The organism is Streptomyces paromomycinus (assembly GCF_003865155.1).
Classification (GTDB): Bacteria; Actinomycetota; Actinomycetes; order Streptomycetales; family Streptomycetaceae; genus Streptomyces; species Streptomyces chrestomyceticus.
Map to the genome: position 1 here is coordinate 8,934,692 of NZ_BHZD01000001.1, position 12,122 is coordinate 8,946,813.

A 12,122-nucleotide genomic window follows, 5' to 3' on the forward strand; every position below is an offset into this window, starting at 1 on the left:
GTAAAGAAATGGAAGTGAGCCCTGTTCACAGGGGGGTGGCAGGAGACAGGATCCCCGTGCAGCTCTGTGAATCACCGCCGCCTTTCCGCGGCGCTTTGTACAGGGGGACCCCCACATGAGACGAACAGCAGCGCTCGGCGCCGCCGGCACCCTGGTGGCCGGCACGCTCATAGCCGGAGCGATAACCGCCGCGCCCGCCGGCGCGAGTCAGCACCACCGCGGCTCGGCCGAGGACCGCGGCGTGCGGGCCGCCGCCGCCCGCGCGGCCGCGCAGGGCATCGACTGGCAGGCCTGCCCGGCCGACTGGGGCCTGAAGGCCCCCATCCAGTGCGGCTACGTGACCGTCCCGGTCGACTACGCCAGGCCCGACGGCCGCACCATCAAGATCGCCGTGGACCGGATCGGCAACACCGGCGGCAAGAGCGAGCGGCAGGGCTCCCTCCTCTACAATCCCGGCGGTCCCGGCGGCTCGGGCATGAAGTTCCCGACCCGCGTCACCGGCAAGAACGCGGTGTGGGCGAAGACCGCGAAGGCGTACGACTTCGTCGGCTTCGACCCGCGCGGCGTCGGCCACTCCGCCCCGGTCTCCTGCGCCGACCCGCAGGAGTTCGTCAAGGCGCCCAAGGCCGACCCGGTGCCGGACAGCGAGGCCGACAAGCGCGCGCAGCGCAAGCTGGCCAAGGAGTACGCACAGGGCTGCAAGGAGCGCGGTGGCGCCCTGCTGCCGCACCTGACGACACCGAACACGGCCCGGGACATGGACGTCATCCGGGCCGCTCTCGGCGACAAGAAGCTCAACTACCTGGGCGTCTCCTACGGCACCTACCTCGGCGCCGTGTACGCCACGCTCTTCCCGCACCACGTCCGCCGGATGCTCGTCGACTCGGTCGTCGACCCGTCGCGCGAGAAGGTCTGGTACCAGGCCAACCTCGACCAGGACCTCGCCTTCGAGACGCGCTGGAGCGACTGGAAGAAGTGGGTCGCCGAGCACGACGCCGTCTACCACATCGGCACCACCGAGGCCGAGGTCCAGACGAAGTGGGAGCAGTTGCGCGCCACCGCCAAGAAGGACCCGATCGGTGGCGTCGTCGGCCCGGCCGAACTGACCAGCTTCTTCCAGAACGCGCCCTACTACGACTCCGCGTGGGCCTCGACCGCCCAGGTGTGGAGCGCGTACCTGTCGGGCGACACGAAGCCGCTGATCCAGAACGCGGGCCCGGACCTGGGCGACAAGGCGGGCAACGCCGCCGCCGAGAACAGCAACGCGGTCTACACGGCCGTCGAGTGCAACGACGCCAAGTGGCCCGCCGACTGGCGCGAGTGGGACCGGGACAACACCCGTACCCACGCGAAGGCGCCCTTCATGACCTGGGCCAACGCCTGGATGAACCTGCCCTGCGCCACCTGGCCGGAGAAGCAGCGGACCCCGGTCGAGGTGCGGACCGGCAAGGGCCTGCCCAGTGTCCTGATCGTGCAGAGCACCCGGGACGCGGCGACTCCGTACGGCGGTGCCGTCGAACTGCACCGGCGCCTCAAGGGCTCGCGCCTGATCACCGAGCGGGGGGCCGGCTCGCACGGCGTCGCCGGTCTGGTCAACCCCTGCATCAACAACCGGGTCGACACCTACTTCCTGACCGGGAAGACCGACTCCAAGGACGTGACGTGCGCGCCGCACGCCGCGCCGGAACCGGGCAAGGCGTAACCGGACCCCGGTGGGACGGGGCGCATGTGGTGCCGCCCGGGGAAATGTGGCGCCATAGGTGTGCCACCATGGCGTTATGGATCTCACGCCCTACGTCGACAACCTCCGGCACGAGCTCGCGGTGGCCGCGGACGCGGGGGGAGACGAAGCGCGTGCCCTCGCCGAGCGGCTCACCGCGCCGCTGGAGTCGGCCGCCCGCCTCACCCTGCTGAACGCGCTGTCCGCCGCGATGGGGGAGGTCACCCGGGACCTGGCGCCGGGGTCCGTCGACGTACGGCTGCGCGGACTCGATCCCGAGTTCGTGGTGACGGCGCCGCCGGCCCCGCAGCCGTACGAGCGGGACGAGCCCGAGAGCGCACCGGGCGGCGCCTGGGCCGCCGCGCCGGCCGCCCCCGTCTCCGCCGACGGGGGTGAGGGCGGCACGGCGCGGATCAACTTCCGGCTGCCCGCCCACCTGAAGGCCCGGGTCGAGGACGCGGCGGGCCAGGAGGGACTGTCGGTCAACGCCTGGCTCGTACGGGCCGTCGCCTCGGCACTGGAACCCGGCGAGCGGGGCCGCCCGTCCGGCCACCAGCGGCACGGGGGCCGGCAGAGTTACACGGGCTGGGTCCGCTGACCGGCGCAGCCGCCGGGGCCGGGTTCCCCGGCCATCGCTTCCGTTGAACAGCCGTCCCTCCCGGGCGGCTGTTCAGCTGTCGGCCCCCTGGCGCCGAACATGCGTTCTGATGACTGCTATATGCTCCCGCTGCCGCACGCGATCACTTCGGCCCCGGCCGTGACACGACTGACGCCGGGCCGCGCGGTGCGCCGGTCAGGCATGTCGACGAACTGGGGGGGCCAGTGAAGATACCCGTGCAGACAACCGCGAAGACCGCCTCGGTGCTGGGCGCGGCCGGTCTCGCGCTGCTCACCACCATGACGCCCGGGGTCCACGCCCGGCCGGTCACGCCGCACCCGCCGGTCACCGAAGCCGAGATAGCGGCCATGACCCCGGAGAAGCAGGAGAAACTGCTCACGCCGCTCCGCACCCTGGCGGACGCCGTGGCACGCGTGGGAGCGGGCGGTGAGGCGGCGGACATTTACGCGGGAGTACGGATCGACGCGCCTCGCGGCACGGTGCGGGTCCAACTCACCGACCTTTCCCGGGCCGCCGCATTCCGCACCGCCGTATCGGCGGCGGACCGCCGCGCCGACACCGGAAAACTCGTCGCGGTGCGGGCGGAACACACCCGCCGGGCCCTGCACGAGGCGCGCGACCGGCTGTTCGCCCGGGAAAAGGCCGGAGAACTGCCGTACACCATGCACACGGTGGCCGTCGCGGCCGATGCTTCGTCCCTGGAAATAGCCGTGGACAATCCGGACGCGGCGGCCAAGGCGGCCCAGGCGGAGGCGAAGGCACGACGGTACCCGAGCGCGCGCGGCGTCGCACCGGCGCACGATGTGCCGCTCGTCTTCAAGCAGGGGCAGCGGATATCCTCCGCCGCCAGAACCTGGGCCGACGTGAAGTGGAAGGACGCCACTCCGTTCATCGCGGGTGATGTGCTGACCGACGGCGCGCAGTACTGCTCGGCGGGACTGCCCGCCGTACGAAAGAAGGACAGCAAGCCCGTCATGGTGACGGCCGCCCATTGTTTCGCCAACGGCACCAAGATATACACCGGTTCCGGAACCACTCCCGCGTTCGGCAAGTTCTACGACGGGCTCAACGGACTGACGGGCAACTACACCGGTACGGTGAACGGCGTGGCGACCGGCTGGGACGCCGAACTGCTCATCGGGGCCGACAACAACGCCGATGTGAGCGAGACGACCAGTTACCGGCCCCTCACCAGCGTCGCCTATTCGCACAACGGTGACTTCGTCTGCCACAACGGCGCCGCCTCGTTCTTCATGAAGCGGGAAACCGTCTGTGGCATCAAGGTCACCAACGACGACATCACCTACAAGCTGGACACCGGCTGGAAGGTCCGGGGTGTCGAAGGCACCAGGCTGCCCGGCAAACCGTGGGCCGCCGCGCACGGAGACAGCGGCGCCCTGGTGTTCACCCCGAAAGGCTCCGTACGCCAGGCGCGCGGAATTGTTTCGGCGCTGGCGGGCCCGTACCAGACCGATGCGGGCAACTACCTGTACTGGACCGAGGCGACGGACATCCTCAATCACTTCGGCCTGAAGCTCAATCCGAAGACCTGACACGGCGGTCGGGGCGCAGGCGCCGGGTGAGACCGCGCGGCGCCTGCTGTGCCTTCGCCTCGTTCGCGTACATGTCCACGTACTCCTGCCCGGAGAGCCGCAGGATCTCGTACATGATCTCGTCGGTGACGGCGCGCAGCGCGGCGTGCTCGCCGTCCAGCCCGGCGAACCGCCCGAATTCCAGCGGCTTGCCGAAACGGATCGTGATCCGCATGGCGCGCGGCAGCCGCCGCCCGGTGGGCTGCGCCTCGAACGTACCGATCATCGCGCACGGCACCACCGGCACCTGTGCCTTGATCGCCATCGCCGCCACGCCCGTACGGCCCTTGTACAGCCGGCCGTCGTGCGACCGGGTGCCCTCCGGATAGATTCCCAGCACCCGCCCTTTCCGCAGCACCGCCAGCCCGGATTTCAAGGCGGCCTGCGCCGCCTTTCCGCCGGACCGGTCCACCGGAATCTGCCCGATGCCCCGGAAGAACGCGGCGGTCAGCCGGCCCCGGATTCCCTGGCCGGTGAAATACTCGGCCTTCGCCAGAAAGGTGACCCGGCGTGGCACGATCACCGGCATCACGAAGTGGTCCGAGAACGACAGATGATTTCCTGCGATGATGGCCGCTCCGTTCGGCGGAACATGCTCCAGTCCTTCGACATGCGGCCGGAAAAGCAGCCTCAGCAACGGTCCCAGAAACACATACTTGAGAACCTGGTAGAACACAGGGCTTCCCCCTCACGCTCCAGAACCGGCCCGTCGCTGTCGGACGGTGCTTTGTTTTCGCAGGTCAGGCGAGGTGCGAGAAGAAATAGTGTAAGTGCGGACGCGGGCAATCCGTAACCACCCGATGGAGTCCGGATGTGACCGAAGAAGATCATTTTGGCGGACAGTCGGATGATCGATGATCTTCTGGTCGATATCCGTCACTTGGCCACCCGCACGCACTGCGTGGCCGCGTGGTGACGGACGGTCCTGTTATCCGATCGTTCCGTCACAGGTATTCACCTCATACCCGGCAATCAGTCGACTGGCGGTATCGTCCCGGAAAGCGGCTGATGCCGTCCGTCTTCCGGACATGCGGGGCGGGTGGCGCTCTTCACAGGGGGGAACCGGGTTGCCAACGCATCGCACACGTCGTCACACGCGTCGCCCGCCGACCGCCCCGCGGCGCCCGGCGGGCCGCTGCGGAGTGCCGCGGTGCCGCGCGGGCGGGCGCGCCCGGGACGCCGTTCCACTCGGCGGCTCCGTACCGTCCGGAGGGGGCCGGCCCACCTACGACCCGCTGTTCTGACCCTGTGACCATTTGACTGGACGCGCCCGACGCGACGGTCGACCTGCGCACGGACCATCCGCGTCCGTGCGCGGCGCCCTTTCGGCGCGGCCGTCGCGTCCGCCCCTTCGGTGAGGCGACCGCGCCGCCCCGGGGATCTGTTTACTTCAGAGATGGTGTTCTGTGACTGAGATATCTGTCGTCGTAATCGTCTACAACGATGCCGAGCGGTTGCCTGCTGCGGTGCAGTCGGTGCTGGGGCAGTCGTTCGGTGATGTCGAGGTGGTGATTGTCGACGACTGCAGTACGGATGGTTCTTTTGCGGTGGCGCAGGGGCTGGCGCGGCGGTGGCCGGGGCGGGTGCGGGCGTTTCAGCTGGAGGAGAACAGCGGGGCGGGGGGTGAGCCGCGTAACCGGGGTGTGCGGGAGGCGGTGGGGCGTTATGTGATGTTCCTGGACAGTGATGATGTGCTGGAGCGGAATGCCTGCCGGAATCTGGTGGAGGCGGCCGAGGCGACGCGGGCGGATCTGGTGTCGGGGCTGTGTGTGCGGCTGCACAAGGACGCGCCGGTGGAAAAGCGCAATGAGTGGTATGCGTGGCTGTATCAGCGGACGCGGACGCTGGAGTCGGTGGCGGAGCTGCCGGATCTGTTCGTGTGGGACACGCTGTCGACGAACAAGTGTTACCGGCGCGATTTCCTGCTGGAGCATGATCTGCGGTTTCCCAAGGGGATGTTCTATGAGGATCTGCAGTTCATCGCGCAGGCGTATCTGGCGGCTGGGCGGATCACGCTGATTCCGAATCAGGTGTATTTCTGGCATGTGCACCAGGCGGCGGCGGTGAAGTCGGTGACCAACCGGCGCCATGAGATGACCAATTACGCGCACCGGCTGGAGGTGCACCGGCGGATCGATGCGATGCTCGCCGAGCGGGGCATGGCCGAGATGCGGGTGGCGAAGGATGTGAAGTTCCTCAAGCACGATCTGGTGCTGCATCTGCGGGATCTGCCGTTTCGGGATGCGGCGTACCGGGCGGAGTTCGCGCGGCTGTCGGCGGGGTATCTGGCGACGCTGGCTCCCGAGGCCTACGGGCGGGCGCAGCCGTTGCAGGCGGTCTGCGGGTATCTGCTGGGGCGGGGGGACTGGGCGAATCTGATTCCGGCGGTGGATGCGCTGCTGAATCCGGGCAAGGTGGCGGTGCCGCTGACCGAGCGGGAGGGGCGGGTGTTCTGGTGCGCGGAGCATCTGGAGGATCCGCTGGGCCGCGAGGTGCTGGATGTGACGGAGCTGGGGTATCACACGCGGCCGCTGGAGAAGATGTTCCTGCGCAACCAGCTGACCGCCTTCGAGGCGGCGGCCGGCGGCGGGGTGCGGCTGGCCGGGCGCGTCACCAACGCCCTGGGCCGCATCGGGGAGGGCGCGCGGCTGCGGGCGGAGCTGCAGTTTTCCGCGCGGCGCCGGGGGCTGCAGGCGTTCACCTTCCCGGTGGCCGCGGTGCGCCACGCCGGGGAGGTCATCGAGTGGGAGGCGGTGGCCGATGTCAGCGGGCGGCTGCGGCCGCTGGGCATCATCGATGCGGTGTGGGACGTGCGGCTGGTGCTGGAGGCGGACGGGGTGCGCACCACCACGCGGCTGAGTGTGGCGGACACCGATCTGTCGGGGCGGCCGCTGCCGGTGCGGCCGCGGCTGACGCGGATGGTCGCCGACCATGTGCGCCCGCACGTCTCGGCCAAGGGGCATCTGGCGTTCGAGCTGGTGGGTGAGGATCCGGGCCGGGAGCGGGCGCGGGAGCTGATCACCAAGTCGGTGCAGGGCCGGCCGGGGGCGCTGGCGAAGTCCGGCTACCGGCGGGCCCGGGCGCTGCGCCGGCAGCTGACCTCGGGCGATGCCAAGCTGCGGGCGTATCGTGAGGTGTTTTCGCGGCTGCCGGTCAAAAAGGGCACGGTGGTCTTCGAGAGCCATCTGGGCCGGCAGTACAGCGACAGTCCGCGGGCGCTGTATGAGGAGATGCGCCGCCAGAACCTGCAGTTCGAGGCGTACTGGGCCTACTCGGGGGACCCGGGGGCGTTTCCGGCCGATGCCACGCTGGTGCGGCGCTGGTCGCTGCCGTATCTCAAGGCGCTGGCGCAGGCGGAGTTCTGGGTGGACAACCAGTCCTTCCCGCTGAAGCTGGACAAGCGCCCGGAGACCACCTACATCCAGACCTGGCACGGGTCGGCGCTGAAGAAGATGGGCTTCGACCAGCCCGCCCAGAAGACCCTGACCCGCGCCCAGCAGGCCGAGCAGCAGCGGGCGCTGGACCGCTTCGACCGGTTTCTGGTGCGCTCGGAGCACGATGTGCGCACCCTGGCCAGGGCGTTTCGGCTGCCGGAGCGGGCGCTGCTGCGCGTGGGCTATCCCCGCAACGACGCGCTGGTGCAGGCCCGCCGGGCCGAGGAGGCCGGCCAGGCCCGGGTGCGCGGCCCGCTGGCCGCGGAGCTGGGCATCGACGCCGGCAAGCAGGTCATCTTGTATGCGCCGACGTTCCGCACCGGCGGGGGGCGCTCGCACCGCTTCGAGCTGCCCTTCGATGCCGAGCGGTTCGCCGAGCGGTTCGGGGACCGCTATGTGCTGCTGGTGCGCTCGCACTACCTCAACCACGTCACCCTGCCGCCCACCGTGGCCGGCTCGGTCCTCGACGTCTCGGCGCACCATGACGTGGCGCCGTTCTTGGAGCTGGCGGATGTGCTGGTGACCGACTACTCGTCGGTGATGTTCGACTATGCGCTGCTGGACCGGCCGATGGTGTTCTTCACCTACGACTACCAGGCGTATGTGCACGAGCAGCGCGGCACCTACTTCGATTTGCGCGAGCACGCGCCGGGCCCGCTGGTGGAGACCGAGGAGGCCTTCTTCGGCGCGCTGGAGGAGCTCGGCGCGGGCGGGCGGGAGTACGCCGCGGCCCGCAAGCGCTTCGTTGCCCACTTCGGCGAGTACGAGCGCGGGGACGCCGCCCGCACCCTCGTCGAGCAGTTCTTCTCCCACTGGAGCCGTTGATGACCACCACCCCCATACCCGCCACCGCCGCGCAGAGCCCGACGGCGGTGCCGGTGCGCGACCTCTTCTTCGTCTCCAACAGCGTCAACGAGCTGGGCGGCATCACCAGCTGGTCGCACCAGATGGCCGAACTGTTCGCGGCCCGCGGCCACCGGGTGCACCTGATCGGCATCACCCCGCCGCCGCCCGGCCGCGCCCGCCCCCTGGCCGACGGCCTGCCGTATGCCACCACGACGCTCTACGACGAGCATCCGCCGCAGGTGCGGCCGGTGCGCACGCTCAAGGACCGGGCCAACCTCGCCGAGCACCGGCGCCGGGCGGCGCGCGAGGCGGGCATGCGCACCCAGGCCGCCAAACTCTCCGCGCTGTTCGCCGCGGCCCGGCCCGGCGCGGTCGTCATCGTCACCCAGGTCTGGGCGATGGAGTGGGTGGCGCTGGCCGACACCTGCGGCCACACCGTGATCGGCATGAGCCACGAGTCCTTCGAGACCTGCCGCAAGTCCTCCCGCTTCACGCGGGTGAAGACCTTCTACCGGGACGTGGACCGGATGCTGGCGCTGACCCGCGAGGACGCCGACGCCTGGATCCGCCAGCGCCTGGACAACGTCGGCTTCATGCCCAACCCCCTGCCCTTCTTCCCCGAGACCCCCTCCGCCCGCACGCACAAGGTGGTGGCCAGCATCGGGCGGCTGCACGAGGAGAAGGGCGTCGACCTGCTGCTGGAGGCCTGGGCCCTGATCGCCGCCCGCCACCGCGAGTGGACCCTGCGCCTGTACGGGGCCGGCGAGGAGGAGGCGGCGCTGCGCAAGCAGAGCGCGCAGCTGGGCATCGCCGACAGCGTCGCCTTCATGGGCCGCACCAGCGACGTGCCCGGCGCGCTGCGTGAGGCGTCGGTGTTCGCGCTCAGCTCCCGCGGCGAGGGCTTCCCGCTGGCGCCGATGGAGGCGATGGCCACCGCCGTGCCGTGCGTGGCCTTCGACGTCGCCCCCGGAGTCCGCGAGATCATCCGCGACGGCGAGGACGGCCTGCTCGCCCCGCCCGGCAACACCAGCGAACTCGCCCGCCACCTGGACACGCTCCTCAGCGACCAGGCCCTGCGCGACCGCATGGGCGAAGCCGCCCGCACCGACATCCAGCGCTACGCCACCGGCGAGATCGTCCAGCGCTGGGAGGACCTCTTCACCTTCCTCCAACGTTGAAGTCCCTTTGGCAGCGTCCACCTGCTTGTCTGCGCGGCGGACGCTGCCAGGGGCCTCCGTCGGCTCATCGGCCCGTGCGGACGGCCGCTATGAACGGGTCAGCAGGTGCGCCCGACGTAATGCGCGCCGTCGATCTTCCCGGCGGAGCCGAGCCAGGTGACCCCCGGGCCCACGCAGCGCTCGTAGTTGGGGCCGAACACCTCCACTTCGATGATCACGCGTGAGCCGTCGCTCGTGCAGTGGTTGTAGTACGCGTCCCTCGAAGTCTCGTAGAAGCCGCAGGGGTTGGCGGACGCGCCGGGAGCGCCCACGACGGACATGCCGAGCGCGAGGGCCGTGGCGCCGAGAAGCGCCGGCAGAGAACGGCGAAGGCTCATGTGCATGACTCCTTGTCGAGATAGGGAGATGTCGACCTTCCGGTGCCGGGCGAGGGCCGCCTCGGCACGTGGAGAGCGTCGCTTCGGCCGCCCGGGGCCGTCCGGCCGTCTCACTCGTACGGGGATCGGAAACCACCGGTTCGAGTGCTGAGGCGGGTCGCGTGCGTTCGACGGGAGCGGTGACCGACGGCTCAACGGCGGTACTCCCTCCCCGGCTAATCAAGCTTGACTAGCTGTTCCGTCGGGCGTACTTTCCTTCTGCGCAGCCACGTGCGGTGGTGCGCGCCCGAGACCGAACGAGGGGAATCACGCGTGACCTTTCTGCCCGACACCGGCTACGTACCGACCGACGAGGACCGTGCGAGCCTGGACGCCTGGTTCGCGGAGTACGACGCGCGGAGCGCGAAGCGCGACGTCGAGCGCATGGCCGAGATGGCGGTGTTCCCGCTCAACCTGGTGAGCGACGACTCGGCGGGCGACGGACGCTCGGCGCAGTGGAGCCGGGAGCAGTACGTCGCGACGATGACCCACGTGATGGGCGAGGGGAACGAGGACATCACCTTCACCTCCACCCGGACGCCGGTCTTCCTCTCGCCCTCGATGGCCGTGGTCTTCACGGACTCGACCATGACCCAGGAGGGCCGGAGCCAACAGCTGCGGTACGCCGACATCCTGATCCGGCGGGACGGGAAGTGGGCGTTCCAGACCATGATCCAGGGCGGCTGGGGCGACAACCTCTGAACCCGGCCCGGCCGCCGGTACGGCGCGCGGGCGGGACAGTGTAAGGGGGCGGCGTACCGGGCGGGCGGAATTCATCGCGTTGCGCGAAGCGCTGAGTCGGCACCTCTGTGTCCTCCGTAGAACTGGGTGCCCACCGTGCACGGGGGCCACTGCGCCACACGGCGTACGTCCCCGTGTGCTCCCCCTGTGGCCCAGCTGGAGGTCAGACAAGTGAGCCACCGATACGCGAGCGAGAGCCATCGGCATGTGAACAAGCGGACCGGCGTCCTCGTCGGCGGCGCGGCGACCGCCCTCGTGGCGGCGGCGATCGTACTGCCGCAGGCCGACGCGAGCCCGGAACGGCCAGGCCCGCAGCGGACCTTCTCCGCCGAGTCGGCCGCGCGGACCGCCTCGTCCCTGAAGGCGGAACTCGGCGCCGACCGGACGGCGGGCTGGTACCTCGACGCCGGGAAGGGGCGGCTCGTGATGAACGTGCTGTCGGCGGACGACGCCGGAAAGGTCGAGGCGGAGGGCGCCGTGGCGCGCGTCGTACGCAACAGCACGAGCGAACTCCAGGCGGCCACGCGCGCCTTGCGCGACACCGCGGCCATCCCCGGGACCGCGTGGTCCATCGACCCCAGGACCAACCACGTCTCGGTCGTCGCCGACCGCACGGTCACCGGTGCGAACCTCGCCGCTCTCACCGCAGCTGTCGAGAAGGCGGGCGGTGGCGGCATGGCGAGGATCAAGCGGTCGGCGGGGGAGTTCCGGCGGTATCACGGCGGGGGTGGCGGAGCGGGAGCGGCGACGGACACCGGTGGCCCGGACGCCTCCGCGAGCTCGGAAGGGACTGGCGGCTCGGGTGGTACGGAAGGTTCTGGCGGCTCGGGGGCTACGGGAGGTTCCGGCGGCTCCGGCGGCTCCGTCGGCGGCTCGGCCGGACAAGGCGACGGAAGTACGGGAGCACCGCCCGTAGGAGGAAGCGCCATCTTCGGTGGCAACGCGCGCTGTTCGCTGGGATTCAACGTCACTGTCCAGGGTGCTCCGGCCTTCCTGACCGCAGGGCACTGCGGCAAGGGCAGCGCGAACTGGACGGCCGACCAGTCAGGGGCACAGCCGCTGGGTACGGTGGCCGACGCCCGGTTCCCCGAGAGCGACTTCGCCCTGGTGACCTACGACGACCCGGCCGCCAGGCCGGACAGCGCGGTCGACCTGCGGAACGGCGGCACCCAGCGGATATCCCGGGCAGCGGAGGCCGCCGTGGGGATGCGCGTACAGCGGTCCGGCAGTACGACGGGACTGTCGGACGGGACCGTCACCGGCCTGGACGCCACGGTGAACTACGGCAACGGCGACATCGTCAACGGGCTGATCCAGACGGACGTGTGCGCCGAGCCGGGAGACAGCGGCGGGCCGATGTTCTCCGGTGACGCGGCCGTGGGGCTGACCTCCGGTGGCAGCGGCGACTGCACGCGGGGCGGCGAGACCTTCTTCCAGCCGGTGACCTCGGCGCTCGAAGCGACCGGCGCCCGGATAGGAGCAGGCGACGGCGGCAGCAACGCGGGCAGCGACGGGGTGGAGCGGCCGGCAGGACGGTAGTTCACCGCTCGTCTTGGCCGCCCGGTGCGGGGTGCCT

Annotated in this window: 9 protein-coding genes; 7 read left to right on the forward strand and 2 right to left on the reverse strand. The window is 70.3% G+C overall.

Features of this window, described 5'->3' with window-relative positions; all coding sequences use genetic code 11:
* Positions 1-115: 115 nt before the first annotated feature.
* The 3 genes from OEIGOIKO_RS37930 (at position 116) to OEIGOIKO_RS37940 (ending at position 3,892) form a co-directional block, all read left to right on the forward strand.
* Positions 116-1,702, forward strand: coding sequence for an alpha/beta hydrolase (locus OEIGOIKO_RS37930; RefSeq protein ID WP_125057841.1), 1,587 nt, complete (start codon positions 116-118; stop codon positions 1,700-1,702).
* Between the two features lie 76 nt (positions 1,703-1,778).
* Entirely contained in the window at positions 1,779-2,318 is a 540-nt protein-coding gene (locus tag OEIGOIKO_RS37935) for a hypothetical protein (RefSeq protein WP_125057842.1), read from the forward strand.
* Positions 2,319-2,554: 236 nt separating this feature from the next.
* Complete coding sequence (locus OEIGOIKO_RS37940) at positions 2,555-3,892, forward strand: S1 family peptidase (RefSeq protein WP_246177822.1); 1,338 nt, start codon at positions 2,555-2,557, stop codon at positions 3,890-3,892.
* Here OEIGOIKO_RS37940 and OEIGOIKO_RS37945 read toward each other — a convergent pair.
* Positions 3,876-4,607: a lysophospholipid acyltransferase family protein gene (locus OEIGOIKO_RS37945; protein WP_125057843.1), complete on the reverse strand. Its 732-nt coding sequence runs from the start codon at positions 4,605-4,607 to the stop codon at positions 3,876-3,878. The two genes, OEIGOIKO_RS37940 and OEIGOIKO_RS37945, sit on opposite strands and share 17 nt — an antisense overlap.
* A 730-nt stretch (positions 4,608-5,337) precedes the next feature.
* Here OEIGOIKO_RS37945 and OEIGOIKO_RS37950 point away from each other — a divergent pair.
* Both OEIGOIKO_RS37950 and OEIGOIKO_RS37955 read left to right on the forward strand, forming a co-directional pair.
* Positions 5,338-8,190, forward strand: a complete 2,853-nt coding sequence (locus OEIGOIKO_RS37950) for a bifunctional glycosyltransferase/CDP-glycerol:glycerophosphate glycerophosphotransferase (RefSeq protein WP_125057844.1) — start codon at positions 5,338-5,340, stop codon at positions 8,188-8,190.
* The gene (locus OEIGOIKO_RS37955) at positions 8,190-9,389 is read left to right on the forward strand and encodes a glycosyltransferase (RefSeq protein WP_125057845.1); all 1,200 of its coding nucleotides are present in this window, start codon (positions 8,190-8,192) and stop codon (positions 9,387-9,389) included. Before OEIGOIKO_RS37950 ends, OEIGOIKO_RS37955 begins: the two co-directional genes overlap by 1 nt.
* 98 nt (positions 9,390-9,487) lie before the next feature.
* On the opposite strand, the gene OEIGOIKO_RS37960 is transcribed toward OEIGOIKO_RS37955, so the two are convergent.
* Positions 9,488-9,766 (reverse strand): DUF6355 family natural product biosynthesis protein, encoded by a 279-nt coding sequence (locus OEIGOIKO_RS37960; RefSeq protein ID WP_125057846.1) that lies wholly within the window; start codon positions 9,764-9,766, stop codon positions 9,488-9,490.
* A gap of 312 nt (positions 9,767-10,078) precedes the next feature.
* Here OEIGOIKO_RS37960 and OEIGOIKO_RS37965 point away from each other — a divergent pair, with 312 nt between their 5' ends.
* Both OEIGOIKO_RS37965 and OEIGOIKO_RS37970 read left to right on the forward strand, forming a co-directional pair.
* Complete coding sequence (locus OEIGOIKO_RS37965; RefSeq protein ID WP_125057847.1) at positions 10,079-10,507, forward strand: DUF4440 domain-containing protein; 429 nt, start codon at positions 10,079-10,081, stop codon at positions 10,505-10,507.
* A gap of 210 nt (positions 10,508-10,717) precedes the next feature.
* A complete protein-coding gene (locus OEIGOIKO_RS37970) occupies positions 10,718-12,085 on the forward strand; it encodes a S1 family peptidase (protein WP_125057848.1) in 1,368 nt (455 codons plus the stop codon).
* The last annotated feature ends 37 nt before the right edge of the window (positions 12,086-12,122 follow it).